This is a genomic window from Sphingopyxis sp. Root154, assembly GCF_001427105.1.
GTDB lineage: Bacteria > Pseudomonadota > Alphaproteobacteria > Sphingomonadales > Sphingomonadaceae > Sphingopyxis.
Window position 1 is genome coordinate 380,177 of the sequence record NZ_LMGI01000003.1, and the last position, 20,147, is coordinate 400,323.

The 20,147-nt window shown below is 65.2% G+C and carries 14 protein-coding genes; 4 read left to right on the forward strand and 10 right to left on the reverse strand.

What is annotated here, in order from left to right; genetic code table 11:
* Nucleotides 1-20: 20 nt before the first annotated feature.
* The 4 genes from ASD73_RS17395 to ASD73_RS23440 all read right to left on the reverse strand — a co-directional run bounded on the left by ASD73_RS17395 (nt 21) and on the right by ASD73_RS23440 (nt 6,109).
* Nucleotides 21-1,538, reverse strand: coding sequence for an alkaline phosphatase D family protein (locus ASD73_RS17395; RefSeq protein WP_056374370.1), 1,518 nt, complete (start codon nt 1,536-1,538; stop codon nt 21-23).
* Nucleotides 1,538-3,829 (reverse strand): TonB-dependent receptor plug domain-containing protein, encoded by a 2,292-nt coding sequence (locus ASD73_RS17400; RefSeq protein WP_056374371.1) that lies wholly within the window; start codon nt 3,827-3,829, stop codon nt 1,538-1,540. Before ASD73_RS17400 ends, ASD73_RS17395 begins: the two co-directional genes overlap by 1 nt.
* Nucleotides 3,830-4,086: 257 nt before the next feature.
* Nucleotides 4,087-5,412, reverse strand: coding sequence for a sensor histidine kinase (locus tag ASD73_RS17405; RefSeq protein ID WP_056374373.1), 1,326 nt, complete (start codon nt 5,410-5,412; stop codon nt 4,087-4,089).
* A complete protein-coding gene (locus ASD73_RS23440; RefSeq protein ID WP_082521659.1) occupies nt 5,402-6,109 on the reverse strand; it encodes a response regulator transcription factor in 708 nt (235 codons plus the stop codon). The genes ASD73_RS17405 and ASD73_RS23440 overlap by 11 nt, the downstream gene beginning before the upstream one ends.
* Nucleotides 6,110-6,156: 47 nt before the next feature.
* Between ASD73_RS23440 and ASD73_RS17415 the strand changes: the two genes are divergently transcribed.
* Genes ASD73_RS17415 through ASD73_RS17430 form a run of 4 tightly spaced genes read left to right on the forward strand, consistent with a single transcriptional unit; the run spans nt 6,157 to nt 11,566 of the window.
* Nucleotides 6,157-7,410 (forward strand): efflux RND transporter periplasmic adaptor subunit, encoded by a 1,254-nt coding sequence (locus ASD73_RS17415; RefSeq protein WP_056374377.1) that lies wholly within the window; start codon nt 6,157-6,159, stop codon nt 7,408-7,410.
* A gap of 9 nt (nt 7,411-7,419) precedes the next feature.
* Nucleotides 7,420-8,100 (forward strand): ABC transporter ATP-binding protein, encoded by a 681-nt coding sequence (locus tag ASD73_RS17420; protein ID WP_056374378.1) that lies wholly within the window; start codon nt 7,420-7,422, stop codon nt 8,098-8,100.
* Nucleotides 8,101-8,102: 2 nt separating this feature from the next.
* Entirely contained in the window at nt 8,103-10,523 is a 2,421-nt protein-coding gene (locus ASD73_RS17425) for an ABC transporter permease (protein WP_056374380.1), read from the forward strand.
* Nucleotides 10,524-10,579: 56 nt separating this feature from the next.
* The gene (locus tag ASD73_RS17430) at nt 10,580-11,566 is read left to right on the forward strand and encodes a hypothetical protein (RefSeq protein ID WP_056374382.1); all 987 of its coding nucleotides are present in this window, start codon (nt 10,580-10,582) and stop codon (nt 11,564-11,566) included.
* Nucleotides 11,567-11,715: 149 nt separating this feature from the next.
* Here the strand turns inward: ASD73_RS17430 and ASD73_RS17435 are convergent, their stop codons facing one another.
* From ASD73_RS17435 to ASD73_RS17460, 6 genes are all read right to left on the reverse strand, one after another.
* The gene (locus tag ASD73_RS17435; RefSeq protein ID WP_056374385.1) at nt 11,716-13,017 is read right to left on the reverse strand and encodes a peptide MFS transporter; all 1,302 of its coding nucleotides are present in this window, start codon (nt 13,015-13,017) and stop codon (nt 11,716-11,718) included.
* Nucleotides 13,011-13,925: a dipeptide epimerase gene (locus ASD73_RS17440; RefSeq protein WP_156377447.1), complete on the reverse strand. Its 915-nt coding sequence runs from the start codon at nt 13,923-13,925 to the stop codon at nt 13,011-13,013. The genes ASD73_RS17435 and ASD73_RS17440 overlap by 7 nt, the downstream gene beginning before the upstream one ends.
* 98 nt (nt 13,926-14,023) lie before the next feature.
* Nucleotides 14,024-15,970: a serine hydrolase domain-containing protein gene (locus tag ASD73_RS17445; RefSeq protein ID WP_056374387.1), complete on the reverse strand. Its 1,947-nt coding sequence runs from the start codon at nt 15,968-15,970 to the stop codon at nt 14,024-14,026.
* Nucleotides 15,970-18,504 carry a TonB-dependent receptor domain-containing protein gene (locus tag ASD73_RS17450; RefSeq protein WP_056374389.1) on the reverse strand — a complete coding sequence of 845 codons (2,535 nt, stop codon included), beginning with the start codon at nt 18,502-18,504 and terminating at the stop codon, nt 15,970-15,972. Before ASD73_RS17450 ends, ASD73_RS17445 begins: the two co-directional genes overlap by 1 nt.
* Nucleotides 18,505-18,571: 67 nt before the next feature.
* The gene (locus tag ASD73_RS17455; protein WP_056374392.1) at nt 18,572-19,498 is read right to left on the reverse strand and encodes a FecR family protein; all 927 of its coding nucleotides are present in this window, start codon (nt 19,496-19,498) and stop codon (nt 18,572-18,574) included.
* A gap of 13 nt (nt 19,499-19,511) precedes the next feature.
* Nucleotides 19,512-20,000 carry an RNA polymerase sigma factor gene (locus ASD73_RS17460; protein ID WP_056374394.1) on the reverse strand — a complete coding sequence of 163 codons (489 nt, stop codon included), beginning with the start codon at nt 19,998-20,000 and terminating at the stop codon, nt 19,512-19,514.
* Between the last annotated feature and the right edge of the window lie 147 nt (nt 20,001-20,147).

Consider the following 20,147-nt stretch of genomic DNA (forward strand, 5'->3'; position numbering starts at 1 on the left):
ACACCGCATATACGCGCCGGCTAGAGCGATGCGCCCAGCCGGCGGTCCTCTATCACAAAGCTGCGCAGCGTGCGGCACGTCGCACGGGGATCTGCAAGGTCGGAGACGGCGCGCATCGCGCCCTCGATGCGGTCACTACGAATGTCGAGGAGGACATAGCCGGCGTGCGCATTGTCGCGAAAACGGACATGGGGGTTCAAATCCGGCGCGGGTCCGAACAGCGCTTCGGGGCCGCTGCGCGATGCGAGGCAGCTCGTGACGATTTCGGTTGCGACGGTCGCGCCCTCGGGGCGCGTAAAATCGCGCTTCACGTCGTTGACCCAGAAGGAATGCACGTCGCCGCCGAGAATCACGGCATTGCGCGTACCCGCGGCGTCGAGCGCATCGAGCAGGCGCGTGCGCGCGGCGGCGTAGCCGTCCCAGAATTGCGGATAGAGTGAATCGGCTCCGGCGGGCAGCACGAGCCGGGAAAACAGCGTCTGCTGCGTCACCAGCGACCAGCGTGCCGGTCGCGTTGCAGTGGCTTGCTTGAACCATGCTTCCTGTACATGTCCCAGCATCGATCCCTGGTCGCTATCCGGCCGCGCGCATCGCGCGATCGGGCCGTCGGCGGTCGCACCTTCCACGATGCAAGTGCTCGGCGTCCGGTACTGGCGGGTGTCGAGGACATGGACCGCGGCGAGGTCGCCCCAGAAGCTGCTGCGATAAAGGCGCACCTCGCCGCCGGGATGGAGCGCCGAGGGGCGCAGCGGCATATGCTCGAAATAGGCGCGATAGGCGGCGGCACGACGGTCGACGAAAGCCTTCGGGTCGCCGGTGTAACCCGCGCGGTCGGCAAAATAGTCGTTCTCGACCTCATGATCGTCCCAACTGACCAGAAAGGGCATGGCGGCATGTGCCGCGCTGAGGTCGGGATCGCTTCGATAGAGCGCGTGGCGCGCGCGATAGTCGTCCAGCGTGACCGGATCGGGGGCGCCGAAGCTGCGGATGTTCGGACCCGCGCCGAACGAACGCTCGTAAATATAGTCGCCGACCTGCAGCACCGCCTCGACGCCGTTCGCGATCATGTCGCGATAGGCTGTGAACCAGCCCTGTTCCCAGTGCTGGCATGAGGTGAGCGCCATCCGCAGCCGATCGGGCGCCGCGGCGATCGTCGCAACCGTTCCGGTCCGGCTGACGGCCTCGCCGAAATGAAAGCGATAAAAATAGCGGCGGCCCGCCCCGAGCCCATGTGCTTCGAGATGAACGGCCCCGCCGCGTGCCACCGGGGCAAGGGCCGTTCCGCGCCTGACGATACGGCGAAACCCGTCGTCTTCGGCGATCTCGTAGCCGACCAGCCGGTCCTCACCGAGGCCGGCAATCCGCGTCCACAGCACGAAGCCGTCGGTCGACGGCTCGCCCGAGGCGACCCCCAGCGCGAAGGGATCGACGGCGGTGCGCACGCGGCTGGCGGCCGGGCGTGCGTGAAGCGGCCCTGCGAGGAACTGCGTTGCGGCGAGCGCCGCCGCGCGCGCGATCAATTGCCGCCGTCCGAGCATCAGAAACGCGCCGTCAGGCGGGCATAGAACGAGCGGCCGTTGAGCCCGATCGGCGTCTCCTCGCCGGTCGGAAAGCTGCCGCCCGTCGCTCCGATCACCAGTTGCTGCCCGTCGATCTCGTCGGGGAGCGCGTCGAACAGATTTTGCACGCCGAGCACGAAGCGGATGCCGTCGGCCAGCGTATAGCCTGCGGCGAGATCGACCGTTTCCTTGCCGCCGAACGTCTGGGCCCCGGTCAGCGGCGCCGATGTATAGGTGCCGAACGCGGCCACATTGGCCTGAAGATCGAACGGTCCATGGACCAGGCTCGCCTGCGCGGTGAATTTGCTGCGCGGCTGCGCCTCGGTCAGGAACAGGATCGACTTGGTGCTCAGCAGCGGCAGCGCCGGCAGCGCCGGATTCGGGCGTAGCGCGTCGAGTTTCGAATCGAACCAGCCATAGCCGAGCTGCACCGATGCATGCGTCTTTGCGCCGATATCGCCCTGCCAGCGCGCCGTCACTTCGACGCCCCGCGTCGTCGTGTCGACCGCGTTGGTGAAGAAGCGCACCTGCTGGAACCCGGTGATGCCCGCCCGCGTCAGGATCGCCTGCACCGCCGCGCCTCCGAGCTGCTCGCTGAGCGCGATGCGATCGCGGATGCGGATATGGAACCAGTCGGCGGTGAAGGAGAAGCCGTCGAATGGCCCGAACACGACCCCGACCGTGGCGTTGCGCGATCGCTCGGGCATGAGGTTGCTGGCGCCGAGCGCGCGGGCGACCGGGTCCGAAACCGGCAGCGTGCCGACCGTGACGAGCTGCCCTTGGCTCGTCGCGCCCTGCACCGCGCTGAAATATTGCTGCTGGAGCGACGGGGCCTTGAATCCGGTGCCGATTGTGCCGCGCACAGCAACCCCGTCGGCCGCATCGAGCCGCGCCGTCGCGCGCCACGTCGTCTTGCCGCCGAAATCGTCATAATGGTCATAACGCATCGCGCCGCCGAGCAGCAGCGCCGCCACGGGTCGCAACTCGACGTCCAGATAGGCGGCATAGGCATCGCGGCCGGCATCGGTCGGATTGCTGGGATTGAAGCCCGCGAAACCGTCCGCACCGAGGCCGAAATACGCCTGGGGCTCGCCGCTTCGGATGCGGTAGCTTTCGCGCCGATACTGGCCGCCCGCCGCGATATTGCCGCCCGCGAGCACGCCGTCGATCGGCAGCGACAGGGCAAGGTCTCCGACATGCTGGCCATAGGTGACGCCGCCTGAATCGAAGCGCGTCGGGCTTGCCAGCCCCAGCGAGGCATTGGCGGTGTCATAGACGCGAAAGGCCGCCTGATTCTCGCCATAGCCATAGCTGAGCTCGGCACGCAGTCGGCCGAACTCGTTCCGTATCCCGACGGTGGCGCCGACGTCGCGGATGTGCGGTTCGATGATCGGCAGGAAGCCGTCGGGATAAAGCGGCGAGAAGCCGGGCGTCCGGAACCCCGCCGCATTATTTGAAACCTTTCGCGTGATCGCACCGAACGCATAGATTTCCGCCGTGCCGAGCGGCAACCCGGCGTCGAAGGCGACATTGGCCACACGCGCTTCGGGGTCGCCGATGCGATAGGTCACGCGATCGAAGCGCTGGTCGACGAAGGCGCGGTTAGTCGCCTCCTGCCCGCGTGCCAGAACCGTGAGCGTCAGATGACCGCCTTCGCCAAGACCGAAGCCCGCGCTGGCCGTTGCCATCGCGTGGGTACCGTCGCCTTCGCCGGTGATGCCGGCAAGCAGTTCGCCATAACCGCCCGCCGCGTTCGATTTGAGGATGATGTTGATGACGCCGGCGATCGCGTCAGAGCCATATTGCGCGGCGGCGCCGTCGCGCAGCACCTCGATTCGTTCGATCGCGCTTTGCGGGATCGTGTCGAGATCGACGCCCGCCGAACCCCGGCCGATACTGTTGTTGACGTTGAGCACGGCGTTGGCGTGCCAGCGTTTGCCGTTGACGAGCACCAGCGTCTGGTCCGGCGACAGCCCGCGCAGCGTCACGGGGCGCGTGTTGGCTGCGCTCGCGGTGGTCGCAGCCCGTGCGAAATTCACGCCGGGCTCGAGAAAGTTGAGCGCGCGCCCGAGGTCTGGATAGCCGCTTTCGAGTATCTCTTTGCCCGAAACGACGTCGATCGGCGCCGAGGAGTCGAGCGCCGCGCGCCCTTGGCTGCGCGTGCCCGTTACCACGATGTCGCCTTCACGCTGCGGCTCGACGCCGGCTTCTTGGGCATATGCCTCGCATGTAATAAATGCGGCAGTAGTCAGCAGAATTGTCCGAATCATGATCGCCCCCGGCTGTGCAAGTTCGGGGCTGCCTCTAGCTGCGGCCGAACAGGGGTCGGTATCGCTCTATCGGCGACAGATGTTGCGTGGAGGGCAACACCCTAATCCGATCAATGCCTGGACGGGGCAACAGCCTTAGCCGACAATGATCCTTTGCCGGCACGACAGTTTACCGCGAATTTCGTTTGCAAGCTGCCTGTTCGTTTCCGGCCAAACGAGGTCGCAACCATCAAGGGAATGGCTCTGCACGAATTCATTTATCCCGATTGCCGGACTGGCAGATGCAATGAAAAGCGTGCGCCTTCGGCCATTCGCTGGGCCGTCAACGAGCCGCCATGGGAGATCGCAATTTGCCGGGCAACGGCCAGGCCAACACCCGCGCCTTCAGCCTTTGTGGTATAGAATGGCAGGAAGATGTCTTCTGCGTTGACCGGAAGCCCATGCCCGTTGTCCTCGATAGCCAAGGTGAGCGCGCCGCCATCTATCTGGCAGCAAAAGGTTACGGTAGGTTGCGGCTGCTCGCGCGCCGCTTCGACGGCATTTTTGAGCAAGTTCAGAAGGGCTTGCTCGATCAGCTCGCGGTCCATTGCGACCGATGCTTGAGGAAGTGTCTCCATTAAGTGCACATCGACCTGCGGGTCGAAGCGGCGCGCGAGCCGGACCATTTCCTCCATGAACTCCGTGAGGTCGACGGGCACCAATTCGGGCTCGGGAATGGTGAGCCACTGGCGGTAGCGTTGGACGAACCCCATTAGATGCTGCGCGCGCTTTGCTATCGTCGTTGCCGCCGCCGCCGTTTCGCGGCGATCGGAGTCGGCGGCGGGATTCTGGGCCAGCGTGACCATAGACTCGGCGAGCGAAATGACCGGGCTCAACGAATTCATCATTTCGTGTGCGAGCACGCGGCTCAGGCGGTGCCAGGCGTCGGCTTCGACCGCGCCCAGCTCCTTGGAAACGCCCTGTACTGCGATCAATCGCCACCGCGTCCCATCGGCGAGATCGAACAGCGTGACCGACGCATGCGCGGCGCGGCCGTCGGCCAAGCGAAGCATGCGGCCGGCCGCGGGGCCGCTTGCGAGCAGCGCGGCGGTGTCTTCGGGAAGGAAGGCCGGATGATCGGCGAAGCGCGTCGACTGGGCGGGGCCGAGGGCGCGTGCGGCGCGATTACTGCGGATGAGGCGGCCGTCGGCATCGGTCACGAAGAGCGCGGCGGGCACGGTGTCGAGGAGCGCCGCATGGGTGTCGGTTTCGAAGCCGTGCCGCGTCTCGCGCGCCTGCATCGCGTCGACCGCGCGGGTGATCGCGGTGTCGAGATCGGCGAAGGCGGGCGGAAGCGGTGACGGACGATCGCGGGCGTCGCTCGCAAACTGGTCGATCAACTCGCGCATCGCCCGCTCGGCGCGGCCCGCGGCGCGGACGAGCGCGATGACCGTCAATATGGCAAGCGCCCCGGCGATCAGCCCGAGAGCAGGGCGGCCCGAGACCGCCAGTGCCGCGCTGCCCGCGACCAGGCATCCCGCGAGAAGTCCGCGGATCGCGAGCCCCGCCGCGAACGGCCAATGGCGCGGCGGGCTAAAGCCCATGTTTCTCGATACGCCGATAGAGGGCAGGGCGCGTCAGCCCCAGCGCGGCGGCGGCGTGGCTGATATTGCCATCGGCGCGGGCGAGCGCGCGGATGATCGCGTGGCGCTCGATCTCCTCGAGACTCATCGCCGCCCCCGCGCGCTGGCGCGCGGTGAGCGCGGCCGCGGCGCGGATCGCCTCGAGGAGCCGATCGTTGCGCCACGGCTTGAGCAGGAAGTCGGAGGCGCCGCGCTTGAGCGCCTCGACTGCGATCGCCACCCCGCCGAACACCGTGAGTATGACGATTGCGAGCGACGGATCGGCGGCGCGCAGCCGGTCGATCGCCTCGAGCCCGGCCCGGCCGTCACGCTGATCGGGCCGGAAGTTCATGTCGAGCAGCGCGGCGTCAAAGGTTTCGAGCGACAATGATGCTGGAAGCGCGTCGGGATCGGCAAAGGCCTCCACCTCGCCGACGCCGCGCAACGCGAGCCGGATCGCTTGCGTCACGGCGGCGTCGTCTTCGATCAGCAGGATTCGGAAGGAGGAAGGCATAGGCCATGCTACCGGATGTCGCGAAGGTAAGGAACCGGCGCAAAAGCAACGGCTTGTCGCCAGTGCGCCGCGAATCGCGGCGCCACGCTGTCCGATGCCGGACAGTGGCGCCGGCCACTTTGAGCAAAAAGCACCCCAAGCATCTGATTTGGTGTTGTTTCCCATTTTCTCCGCCGCGAGTGATACTCGGGGGATGAGGAGCAGATGACGCGATGGACGAACCCCTCCGGCAAAACTGGCTGCGCCGGCACCGCCGTGGCGTATGGCTGGCGTTGGGGCTGGTGGGCGTGATGCTGGCGCTTGCCTTCGGGGTGCGCCAGTTCGCGGCGCCGTCGCTGGCGGTACCCTCGGGCGAGATCGTCGTCGCACGCGTCGAGCGCGGGCTGTTCCACGATACGACCAGCCTGCAAGGCCGCATCGAACCGCGCGACACCATCTATCTCGATGCGGCCGAGGGCGGGCGCGTGCGCCGCCTGTTCGTGCGGTCGGGCGATCATGTCGCGGCGGGGCAGCCGCTCGTCGAATTCACCAACACGACGCTCGAACTCGACATCCTGTCGCAGGAAGCGCGGCTTATCGAATCGATCACCCAGCTTCAGGCCTATCAGCAGCAGCTCGAACAGAACCGGAGCGACAATGCACAGGCGCTCGCACTCACGCGCTATGACCGCACCCGCGTCCATCGCGATCTCAACCGCAGCCTGCCGCTCGCCGAACGCGGCTTCGTTGCCGCAAAGACGATCGACAGCCTGAAGGACGAACTGCAATCGGTCGAGGACCGGCATGCGATCCAGGAAGCGCGCGGCCAGCGCCAAACCCGGCTGAGCGCGCTCCAGCAGCCGCAGATCGACACCCAGCTCGCGACATTGGGCAAGAGCCTTGCGGTGACGCGCGCCAAGCTGGGCGACCTCACCGTCCGCGCGCCCGCTGCGGGCCGTCTTGCGGCCTTCGAGGTCGAACTCGGCGAAAATCGCAATCGCGGCGACCGGCTCGGCGAACTTGCGCTCGACACCGGCTTTCGCGTGACTGCGCGCGTCGACGAATATTATCTCGGTCGCGTGCAGGTCGGCCAACGCGCCGAGGCCGAGGCGCATGGACGCCGGCTGGCGCTGGTCGTGACGCGCATCTATCCGCAGGTCGCCGAAGGCAGCTTTGGTGTCGACCTCGATTTTGCGGGCCAACAGCCGGTCGGGCTTGTCGCCGGCGAGGCGGTGCGGGGCCGACTATCGCTGGGTGCTCATCGCCGCGCGATCCTGCTCCCCGCCGGCGCCTTTCTCGAGGCGTCGGGCGGGCAATGGGCGTTCGTGCTGGCACCGGGCGGCGAGCATGCCGAACGCCAGCCCATCCGGATCGGCCGGCGTAACGCTGAGCAGGTCGAAATCCTGGCCGGGCTCAGCCCCGGCGACCGCGTGATCACGTCCAGCTATGACGGCTGGGACGCGTATCAACGCATCAACCTTCGTTAGGAGCCCGTAATGTTGAGCGTCGAAGCCATCTCGAAGAGCTATGAGACCAGCGACGTGCGTACGCACGCGCTAAGTGACGTGTCGCTGACCATCGGCGAGGGCGAGTTCGTCGCGATCATGGGGCCCTCGGGCTGCGGCAAGTCGACCTTGCTCAACATCCTCGGGCTGCTCGACCGCGCCGACGACGGGCGGATCGAATTGCTCGGCGAGGATGTGAGCCGCGCGAACGAACGTGAGCTCACCCGGCTGCGCCGCGCCGCGATCGGGTTCGTGTTCCAGAGCTTCAACCTCGTTGACGAACTGAACGTCACCCGGAATGTCGAGCTCGGCCTGCTGTACCGCGGCGTCGATGCGCGCGAGCGGCGCGAACGCGTTGAAGCGGCGCTCGACCGCGTCGGCATGCGCCACCGCGCGCGGCATTTGCCGAAGCAGTTATCGGGCGGCCAGCAGCAACGCATCGCGGTCGCGCGCGCGATCGTGTCCGATCCGAAGCTGATTCTCGCCGACGAACCGACCGGCAACCTCGACACCGCCAATGGCGAAGCGGTGATGGACCTGCTCCAACAGGCGGTCGGTCGCGGCACCAGCGTGGTCATGGTCACCCACTCGCTCGCGCAGGCCGATCGCGCCAACCGCAAGATCCAGCTGCTCGACGGTCGGGTGGTCAGCCAGACGCAGCTTGGCGTCTGACCGTGCTGCGCAATATTTTCGCTTCGACCTTCGGCAATCTTGCGCTCGGGCGCCTTTATGCCGCGGTGACGTTGATCGGGCTGGCGATGGCGCTTGCCGCCGCGATCCTGACGGCACTCTTCGTACGGCAGCAATATGCCTATGAAGCCTTCATTCCGGGTCACGAGCGCATCTTCCGCATGACCGGGACGGTGGCGCAGCCCGGCCAGCCCGAGCGCGTTTCGGCGGTGACGCCATCGGTGCTTGCCGGGGCGCTCGCTTTGCGCGGTGACCGGATCGAGGCCGTCGCGCGTCTCTATCAGGATGATCCGCTCGTCGGCGCCGGCGCAGGCGCCGACCCATTTCGCGCCAAGGGCTTTGTCTGGGCCGACCCCACTATTTTTCGCGTGCTGCCGCTGAAGGCGGTCGCAGGCAATCCCACCAGGGCGCTTGCCGAGCCCGGCACCATCGTCCTGTCGCAGAGCGCCGCACGTCGCCTGTTCAGGCGCGATGCGCCGCTCGGCGCACCGCTCGACATCGTCGGCGCGGCGGGCGCGACGCAACGCCTGCGCGTCACCGCGGTGATCGCGGACCTGCCGCCCGAGACGCATCTCGACCTGCAAATCATTGCGTCGGGGCTTGGCGCCGGATCGCCGCTCGCGCGTGCCGACGCCAGCCCCGTACCGACGATCAACCTGCCGATCCTGACCTATGTCCGCGCGAAGCCCGGCATGGGCGCGGCCGACTTGCAGCCTGTGCTCGACGAGATCATCCGCCCCTTTCAGGCGATGGCGGCGGCGAGCGGGACCAAGGTCGGCGGCTATGCGATGCCGATCACCGACATCCACTTCGGCCCGCCCGACGACAGCCCGCACGGCAAGCCGAGCATCGACCCGACGGTCGTCGTCGCGATCGGCGCGGTCGGACTGCTCATCCTCGTAATGGCGGCGACCAGCTTCATTGCGCTGATGACGGCGCGCGCCGGGCGGCGCGGGGTCGAAGTCGCGGTGCGCAAGGCGTGCGGCGCCGGGCGCCGCGAGCTTCTCATGCAGTTTCTGGGCGAGAGCCTGCTGGTGACGCTGGTCGCGCTGGTCCTTGGCATGGGCCTTGTCGAACTCGCGTTGCCAGCGGTCAACGGCTTGCTCGGGCTGTCGCTCACCTTCGATCTGACGCGCGAGCGGGGGCTACTTGCGCCCTTGCTCGCTGTGTGGATCGCCGTCGGGCTGGCGTCGGGTTTCTATCCGGCCGTCATCCTGTCGTCGTTCCGGCCGTCGGTTGTCTTGGGCGGAAGCGCCGCCGGTTTTGCGGCGCCGGCATGGATCGGCAAGGCGATGGTGATTGTCCAGTTCGCGACGCTGGCGGCCCTGCTGGTGGCGGCGGTCACCATCTATCGCCAGACGGGCTTCGCGATCGACCGCGCGCTCGGGGCGGGACGGGGACCGATTCTTATGGTCGGCACCGATTGCCGCGCGGGCCTGCCGCAGGCGGTGCGCGAACTGCCCGGCGTGCGCGGCGCCAGCTGCGTTGCCGAGGGGGCGTTCAACCTCGCGCCGCAGGGCGCCGTCACCGCGATCAACCGCGAAGGCCGGCGCTTCACCCCGGGCTTTGTCGACGTCGATCCGCATTTCTTCGCGCTCGCCGGGCTGAAGCCGCTCGCCGGACGTGCTTTTTCGTCCGAGCGTGGCGGTGATGCCGCGAGGCGCGAACTTGTCATCAACCAGACCGCCGCGAAGCATTTCGGTTTCGCGTCGCCGCAGGCCGCGATCGGCCAGCCGCTCGCGATCTCGTTGCAGGTGGGCCCCAATCCGCCGACCGAAGCTTATGTCATCATTGGCGTCGTGCCCGACGCCGCGGCGAGCGTGCTCGAGCCCGCCGGCGAGCTGATCTACAACGCCGCGACACCCGAATGGGGTGTGCTGGCGGTCGAGACCACTCCCGCAGCCCTCGGCGACGTCCGCCGCGGCCTTGATAGGCTGTGGCGCGGCATGGGCGATGGCGGGCCGATAGAGGCACGATTGCTCACGCAGATCGAAGCGGACCGTTATCGCGCGACGATCGTCCAGGGCCGGGTGATCGGTGCCTGCGCCCTCGTCGCTCTGGCGATTGCCGCGATGGGACTGTTCGCGCTGTCGGCCTTCACCGTCGATCGCCGTACGAAGGAAATCGGCATTAGGCGCGCAATGGGCGCGCCGTCCGGCGCGATCGTCACCCTGTTGCTCTGGCAGTTCCTGCTGCCGGTGCTGGTCGCCTGTGGGTTGGGGATCGGCTTAAGCTATGGCATCATGACGCGTTGGCTTGAGCAATTTGCGCTCCGTATCGACATCGGCCTCTGGCTGCTAGTGAGCATCGCAATCGGAACGATCGCCTTCGCCTTGGCCGTGATGTCGGTGCAGGTCTTTGCGGCCGCCCGCGGCCGGCCCGTAGATGCCTTGCGACACGAATAGCAGGGTTGCTATGCTACCAAACGCGTCGCAACTCATTCACCAGAAGCGAGATTTTAATGCCCTTCAATAAATACGGATTGACTGCCGCGGCGCTCGCCATGGGCACCGCGGTACCGGCGCACGCCAACCAATGGCTCGTCTACACCGGCGGCGAGCGGCCAAACCGGACTTTCACGGTGATCGACGAGGATTATATCAATCCCGAATTCAACAGCGACACAAGCTTCAAGGTGGAAGCCGCGACAATCTATGAAGCGCCGACGCAGCCCGACTGGATGACCGCCAACTATCATGTCGATTGCACCCGCAAAACGCTCCGCGTCGACCTTATTCAGATCAGCCCGCGCGATGGTGCGCTCCGCCGCGGCACTGATGTTGGCGACCATGCGCCCGCGAATGTTACCGAACTCCAGATCCTGACTTTTGCCTGCGACAAGGGGACTAAAAGCCAGGCGCAGCGCGCGAAGGAACGCGACGCGAACAACGATCCACGCAACTTCATCTACATGGGGCCGATGAGCCTGCCCAAGGTCGTCGATGCCGCGTGGGAGAAGTTATGGACTGACGGCAAACGACCCGGTTATTCGAGCAATGTTTCGATCGCCGACCAGAACGCGCAGGTCGAAAAGATCATGAAGGAAAAACAGGCGCTGGTTTCCCAGGCCGGTCAGATTGCCGAGCAAAGCCAGCGCGATGCCGACACGATCGCAGCCTCGCAAACGCGCCGCAAGGACCGGCTCAAGCGTGAAAAAGAAGTCGCGCCAGCATTGGAAGAATGGATCGGCAAAAGCGAGGCCGAGGTCGTTTCGGCATTTGGCCCGCCCGCAAGCAGCAGCGACCGTGGCGCATTGCGTGCGCTGGTTTATCGCCGGACCCACAGCGAAACCTACGATGCGCAGGTCGGACAGGTGGGCAAAACCGGCTATTTTGAAAAACGCGAAAATCAGTTCCACTGCGACCTGACGCTCGGTTTCCGCAACGGCGTGCTCGAGGATTATTTCACCGAGGGCGACCGTTGCCAGATATTGTGGGGGCCGAAATGACGGCACGCCTGGCGTCCACTCTCGACGGGCACGGACCCGGATACTGTACCGCAGTGACAGCTGCCTTTGCACCTCATCTTGATCTCTCCTTTGGCGCGGGGGTGTCTTGCGTCAGCACTATTGCCGGGCGGCAACGTCATGATGCCAGGCTAGGGATCGTCATTCGAGCTCGATGATAGGGTGCGGTGGCTGGAATCGAGTTGCTGCAGCAGCGCGAGCGCCGCGGCGGCGAGTGCGATTATCGCGGCGGCGATACTGAAGAAGAATTGCGGCGAGATGGCTCCGTACAATGTGCCGAAAAGCCCGGCGGCGAGATTGCCCGCAAACGCCGCGGCGAACCAGACGGCGATCGCGAGAGAGGCTCCTCTTCCTCGGACGGCGCCGCCAAACATCGCAAGGCCCAGCGGGAGAATCTGGATCTCGCCCGCGGTGTAAAAGAGAAAGAACAGGACCAGCCACGACCAGTGCACCGGTGCGCCCCCGCTCGCCGCTGCGACCGCTGCGAGGATCAGGAAGCCAGTGGCGGTCGTGAGAGCGCCTTTCGCCATCGCGCGAAGCGGTTGCACAGGGCGCCCCGCGGCCGCGCTGCGGCTCCAGCGCCATAACAGGATGGGCGTCAGAGCGAAGACGAAGAGCGGATTGAGCGATAGAAACCAGCTGACCGGGATCGCGCTGTCGCCGGCCCAGCCGCGATCGACGTGCCCCGACGTCCATAATATGTTCGTATTTCCTGCCTGCTCATATCCGATGCGGTAGACCACGACGAGAACAAGCACCCACGCCAGAATGCCGAAACGATAAGCCGCGCGGCGATCGGCGCGTGGTTCTTCTTCCTTGTTGGAGGTCGAGACAGATCGTTCGGGGAGGTGGCGCCAGCCTGCCGAGAACACGCCGAGCCCTATGAGCATCCCCACCCCGGCGGCACCAAAACCCCAGTGCCAGCCCAGTGTTTCGCCCAAGGTTCCGCAAATCAGGGGCGCAAGGAAGCCGCCTAGATTGACCCCAACATAGTACAGACTGTAGCCGCGCTCCCGCGCCGGATCGCCGGACCTGTACAGCCCGTGGATCTGGCTTGCGAGATTGGGCATGAAGAGTCCGTTACCCAGCGCGATAACGGTAAGCGCCGGGTAGAGCAGGGCGTCGAACGCCATCATGAAATGTCCGGCGGCCATGATAACCGAGCCGATTAGAACCGAGCGCCGTTGTCCCAGCCATTTGGTGGCGGCCAGGGCACCGAACAGGGGCGTGAAATAGGTGCTCGCGGCGTAGAAGCCGAAGATGAGCGATGCCTTCGCCGGCGAATAGCCGAGTTCCGTCGTCAGATAGAGCACGAGAATCGCGCGCATTCCATACAGGGAGAAGACCTCCCACATCTCGGTGAGGAACAAAATGGTCAGCCCGGGCGGGTGCCCGAACCAGCGCTTCGGTTCGGCCGCAGCGGCGCTCAGCATGCCTCGACCCGCTGGCTACCCCAAAGACCGGGCGGGACCGAGAACAATCCGGCGCCATAATCGGCCGGGGGGGCCTCGTCGCTTTCGAGATAGATTGGCCCATCGAGATCGACATGATCACAATATCCCGCGATCATCGCCGCCGGGGCCATCGCGAGCGAACTGCCGCCCATGTTGCCGACCATCACGGAAAGACCGAGCGTCCTGGCCTGCTCCACGATGAGGATCGCCTCGGTGAGGCCGCCGCATTTGTCGAGCTTGATGTTGATTCCATCGAAACGGCCGCCGAGGCCGGCAAGATCGGTCAGCGTCTGGAAACTTTCATCGGCCACGACCGGAACGGGTGAACCGAGGCCCGCGATCGCATCGTCCGCAACCACGTCGAGTGGCTGCTCGACAAGGGTAATTTCGGCCGCGAGCAGCGCTGGACACAGCGCGCCGAACGATACCGGCGACAGGCTCCGGTTAGCATCGACCGCGAGCCACACTTCGGGCCGGGCGGCCCGCACCGCCATGATGCGCGCTGCGTCGTCTTCGTCGCCGCACAGCTTCAGCTTGAGCGCGCGGGCTTCGGTCCAGCGCAACGCGGAGGCCGCCATAGCGTCGGGACTGTCACATCCGATCGTGAAGGTCGTGCGTATCGGGGATGGTTCGGCGAGCCCGGCCATCGCCCACACCGGCGCACCGGTCTGCTGCGCTTCGAGGTCCCACAGCGCGCAGTCTATCGCGTTCCGCGCGCCGCTCGGCGCCATGGCCTTGCGCAGGTCATGCCTGTCGCAGCCGTCCTCGACCAGCGATTGCGCAGCTCCGATCCATGCGAGCAGTTTCTCGGCCGTCTGGCCCTTGTAGCCAAGCGGCGCGCCTTCGCCCCGGCCGGACCGTCCGCCCTCGGAAATCTCGACGACCACGGTCTCGAAGGCGTTAGATCACGCCGGCGATGCTGAAGGGCTCGCGCAAGGCGCGCCGGACGATCCGGCATCTCAGGTCGCGGCGCGATGCGGCCATGTCAGTATCGCAAGCCGAAATTGAAGAGGTGATAGTCGAAGGCGAAGAATGCCGTCGCTAATCCGGCCACGATAAGTATCAGATCGATCACCCCCCCGCCGACGGTCGTTGCGCGCGCGCGCCACCGCCGCCCGACACGTGAGGCGAAAACGATCGTGGCGACGAATGAGACAATGCCGATAGCCTGCAGCAATCTGATCCACGGATCCAGCCCGGGCCCGAGCAGCGACGGCTGGGTGCCCGCCGACGTCAATATGCCAAGCCAGCCACCTGCAAACAGGCTGTTTCCGAGCGCCATGGTGCGGAGAGCCCAGCGCTCGGCTCGTGGCCGTAGATGGGAGGCTGCCGGAATGCCGTACTTCCAGCGCAGCAGCGCCCCGGCAGGCCAGGCCAGCGCCGCTAGCGACATGAGCAAGACGAGCGCGCTCAAGGCCGGCAGGCGCCACGCGGCGGATTGCCACGGCGTCGTGCGCACGAAGGTCAGCACCGCTGGCTGGTCGTCCGCATAGAGCCGGTAGACCTGACCCCCTTTTACCTCGGCCGCGAGGATCGCCGTCCCACCGACTTCACGCCAGATATTGGGTCGCACCTCGCGCCAGCGCTTGGGAACACCGGCTGCATCGCGGAACTGCGAAAAGCTGATCGTGCCTCCCTCACCGGTCTCGATCCGGCCTTGACCGAAGAGGTCGACCAGTGTCCCGAGGTTGCTCGCCGACCGCCGGGTCGATGCATAGGTCCCGGACATGGCCTGCGCACGCTCCGCGCTCCCTTTGGGGGGCGGAGCCGTCGGCCCGGCCGCGCGAGGATAATATCGATCCATGAACTGATGGAAGAAGGCCCGCCGAAGCGACGAACTGGCGTCCTCGCGGCCCCAGCTGTTCATCGCGATATACACGCCGACGCGTTCTGCGGGCAGGAGGTGAAGGTCGGTGTGGAAGCTGACAAGGTCTCCCGCATGGCCGATAACGCGCCGGCCATTTCGATCCTCTTCGTAGAAGCCAAGCGCCATTCCGGGCAGCTGCGGGATCTGGCGAAAGGCCGGCGCATGCATGCGCGATGTTGTGGTGGGCGAGAGTAGCGGACCGCCTTCATCGAGATGCGCAATCATGAAGCGCGCCATGTCACCCGCGCTCGCGGAAAGCCCGCCCGCCGGGACGTCGCCGGCATATTCAAAGGCGTAAGGCTGGCCCGAAGCGCCGATATATCCCGTTGCCATCTCGCCGACTGCTCGCCGCGGCGGCTGTTCGAACGTCGAATGCCGCATGCCAAGCGGTGCGAAAATATGCCGCGCCACATAATCTTCGAAGCGTTCGCCCGACACGCGCTGGACGATGTAGCCGGCGAGCGTCGCCCCATAGTTGGAGTAAGCGACGTTCGTGCCTGGCGGATAGATCCGGTCGGGGAGGTGCCGCTTTACATAGGTCTCGAGCGTCGGCGTCGATGCCCGGTCCGGCGTCATCAACTCGCGATAGGTCTCGGCGAAGCCCGACCTGTGCGTGAGAAGATGCCGGAGGGTGATCGGCCGGCCGAAGCGGGGAGGCACTTCGAAGTCGAGATAGGTGTTGATATCCCGGTCGAGGTCGAGCTTGCCCGCCTCGGACAGCTGCATCACAGCAGTCCAGGCAAAGAGCTTGGAGATCGACGCCTGGCGGAACAGGGTGTTTTCGACGTCGATCGGACGGCGTGAGGCGCGGTCCGCGTAGCCGAACCCCTTTGCGACGAGAACCTTGCCATCCTTGACGACAACGACCGCCGCTCCGCTGATATCGCCGCGCGCGAGCGCGTAGGGTATGAAGCCGTCGATAAACGCCGACACATCCCTGACGTCGAGCTCCGCCGTCGGTGCTGGCGCCACGATCGCGTTCGGGGAGGCCGGAGTGGACCCGGCGGTTGCGATAGGGACCAGCCCGATCGCAACAGCCGCCGCCAGACGAAAGGGCGTGGTCATCAGAAACTCGCGCTGAGCGAAGCGCCGATTGTACGAGGCTGGAGGATGCCGGCCGAGAAGGGGATCGCAGACAAAGCAGCCGGATCGGGAATGGGCGTCAGCGGCGTGATACCCAATATCGCGCGCTTGTCGGTGATGTTCTTCGCGAAGAGGTTGATCGACCAGCGCTCGTTTGAAATGCCGGCGCGAAGATCGAGCGTGACATAGTCGGGCAATGTGGCGCGGTCGCTCACCGGCCCCGCAGGCGTCGAGATGAATTCGGTTTTGCGGTTGCCTTGATACCGGAGGCTGGCACCGACAAAAGGATTCCATTCGCCGATGCGCCAGTCATAGCTGCCGTCGATCGTTCCGGTCCAGCGGGGAACATTGGGAAGGCGCTCTCCGGCGAAACCGCCCACCGAAGTGGGGGCGTCAGCCCGCAGTTCGGCGTCGGTGTACGTCCCGGTCGCCGAGAAGCTCAAGCCCTTGATCGGCCGGATCGAGGCACTTGCCTCGACACCTTGGCTGCGCGCCCTCGGCCCGTTGACGACATAGACGAAACCGCCAAAGCTCTGGGCGACTTGGATGTCCTTCCAGTCGATACGGAATGCGGCGACATCGAACGACAGCTTCCGGTCGAGCGCATCTCCTTTGATGCCGGCTTCATAGCTCACCACGGTATCGGGCGAGAAGGTTGCCGGTCCATTTCCCGCGGGCAGCCCGATATTGGGTCCGCCGGGACGGTATCCGCTGCTGACCCGTCCATAGACGATCGCATCGGGCGCGATGCGGAGCTTCGGATTGATGAGATAAGTCCAGCTGTCGTCCTTCGACTTGCGCCGGAAATCGATGTTCTGTCCACCAAGCAGGAGACCTGTTTGAACCTGATGGAAGCGTTGCCGGTTCTCGCTGTAGCGGCCCCCGACGGTCACTTCGAATGCCGGCGAGACATGGTAGGTCAGATCGCCGAAGCCTGCGATCTCGCTATAGCGCGACGGGCCACGGTAGAAAAAGAAGGCGTCGGTCGGGCCGGGCCGATTTGTCAGCGGATCGTAGATTTCGCCAGTTGCCGGATCGAATGGTAACAGCCGCTGCTCGGTCCGCGCATTCTCGCGCGTATAATAGATGCCGGCGCGCCATTCCAATGTCTCGTCCGACGACGATTGGAGGCGAATTTCCTGCGTGAACTTGTTTTGCCGGATGCGCTGATCGAGCGCGACGCCGAGAGGAACGCCGATCGCGCCCGAGAAAATGGGGCCATAGGAAAAGGTGAGATCGCCGATGCTATCCGAGTTGAGCGTCGAGTAGCTGGTCGCCGAAATTAGCTCGGCCCACCCGAGGGTCCAGTTGAGCGTTCCGCTGTAGAGCCGGTATTTCGAATCGATCGGTGTGTTGATCAGCCGGCGGAGCTGCAGATCGCCGTAGAGCGGCTGGAGCGTATCATATCGTATGTCCGCGATCGCGGCATTGTCCGTCTTTAGGTTCTGGCCCAGCGCCGACAGGCGGATGCTAAGGTCGCTCGTCGGTTCCCAAAGAAACGTGGCGCGTCCGCCATAAACGCGGGAATCATTGATATCGGAGAGTCCCCGGCTTTCGTCGTCGACATATCCAGCGTCGCCGCGGCCATATCCGGTCACGCGTAATCCGAGCTTCCCCTCGACGAGGGGCACGTTCAGCATGCCGTTGACATCATAGCTGGTCCCGCCATCGGCAATGTCGCTTATTCCGCCCTGGATGCGCCCCTCGAACTTGTTCAGGCGGGGCGGTGTCGTGACATATTTGAGGACGCCGCCGAGCGAATCTGCGCCATAGAGCGTCCCCTGCGGGCCCCGCAGCACCTCGAGACGATCGAGATCGCGCGGATCGAAATCGGGGGTATTGGTAGCGCCGATCGTGAAGATCGTGCTCGATCCATAGGGCACCTCGTCGACATAGATGCCGACCGTCGAACTGAGCTGATCGCTGCCCGTGGTCAGGCCACGAAAGACGATCTGGGCATTGCCCTGCGCGAACGAGACCAAGTTCACGCCCGGGATCTTATTAAGATAGTCGGTGAAGCGGACGGACTGTTCCTTGCGAAACTGCTCGCCGGTCACGACGCTGATCGACTGCGGCACTTCGACGAGCCGCTCCGTGCGCTTCGACGCGGTCACGACAATCTCGTCGACAGGCGGGGACGAATCCGACCAGACCGCATCGACGGCCCGATTGTCCGTCGCCGGAGCGAGCGAGGTGCGTTCGCGCCGGCTGATGATCAGCGCTCCGGCCTTGTCTTTGCGCACCACGAGATCGGACGAGCCGATCAGCCTGCCGACAGCCTGCGCCGCGGTGTATCGGCCGTTGAGAGCCGGGGCCTCGCGGCCGCTCACGATCTCGGGCTGGAAGAGAATGTTCGTGCCGGTCTGGCGCGCGACCTGCTGCAACGCCGAGGCAAGCGGCTGGGCAGCGATCCGCAATTGCCGCGCCTGTTCCTGTCCCGCAGCAGGCTGGCTCACTGCCATGACGGCCGCGGCGGTCGAAAACAGGATGATCCGGTTGTTGTCGAAAAGATGCATGGTTTCCCCCTTTTACTGTCCTTGAAAGAAAGGACGGATGGGGACGTATTTTTCCTCAGGCGGTGCCCTATTTGCGGTTCAGGACGATCTTCCCGGACTGGTGCGATACCTCGACCGGCAGGAGTTCTGCGACCGAACTGGCAAAGGCTTCCGAAGCACCGGTTTCATAGCTCCCGCTGATCCGTAGATCGCCGACGGCAGGGTCGGTGATGACCAGTTGCCGGCGGTCGTAGCGGTTGAGCTCGACGATGGCATCGTTGAGCGGCGTATTGTCGAACACCGCGCGCCCGGCCTGCCACGCGGTGGCGACAAGCACGTCCGGACGGTCCTGTTTCGTATCGCCCGGAGCGCGGCCCAGTCGCAGTCGATCTCCGGCTACCAAGGTTCGATCGCGAACCGAATGTCCCGACTGGTGAACGATGACCTTGCCCTCGACCATTGTCACCGACAGTTCATCGCCGTCCCGCGCGACATCGAATGCGGTTCCCACCGCGACCACCTGCCGGTCGCCCGCGGTGACGACGAACGGTCGCAACGAGTCCTTGGCGACAACGAAATGGGCCCTGCCGGACAGGAGATCGACCGCCCGCCGCTGATCGCCCATCGTCACGACCAGCCTGGTGCCGGTGTCCATGGTCAGCTGTGTGCCATCATCCAGCAGGACCTTGCGTTGCTCGCCGAGCGCGGTTTCAAAGCTTTGCGAACCCCTGTTTTTCAGCACCATCAATCCGCCGCCGACCGCGGCAACGGCTGCAACTACGCTGCCGGCGAGGACCGCGCGGCGCGAAACGCGGGGCCGGGCGGCGACATGACCATCGCCTGTTGCCGCGTCCCACATCATCGTCAGCTTCTCGAAGGCGGCGCGGTGCCGGTCGTCCTCGGCAACCCAAGCCTGGAATCCGGCCTCGTCGGCCGGCAGGCGCGCTTCCGAATGGAGGCGCGCGAGCCAGGCCGCGGCCTGCGCATTGATCGTCTTTTGAGTCTCGTTTTCCATGGGTCTTTAAACTTCAATCATCCGCACGATCGAGAAGGTGAAGGGCGGCCTTGGCGATATGCTTCTCGACCGCACTCACTGTGATCCCCAGCGTCTCGGCTATCTCGCGATATTTCATTCCGTCCGCGCGGTGCATCAGAAAGATCTCTTTTGTCCTTGGACTCAACTCCGCAAGTACGCGTTGCACTCTGTGCAGACGATCGCGGACGGCAATTACTTCATCCTGCAGCGGTTGATCGTCGATCATGTCGTCAATCTCGAAGATGGGAATGTGAAGGTCGCGCCGGTTGTCATAGAGGCGGCCCGCGTCGATCGAAACGTTGACGGCAGTCCGGACCAGAAAGCCCGTTGGGTTCTCCACTGCATGCTTGCGCGCATATTCGGTCAGCTTGATGAAAGCGGCGTGGAGGTGGTCTTCAGCGCGCTCGGGATCGCGGGTCGCACGCGCGATGCGGCGAAGCAGCGCGCGCCAGCCCGATCGATCCTGCGGTAAATCCCCCATCGCATGCCCTCCATTGAGATTGGCACCGCGTGAATAGGGGCGGAGCCCCGTAATTTGCAACCATGTCGTCAAATCCCCTCGCGGGCTGAGGAAATTTCTTCGCCAGTCGTCACACTAACGGGAAAGAATTTGAAGAGGTTGGGGGCG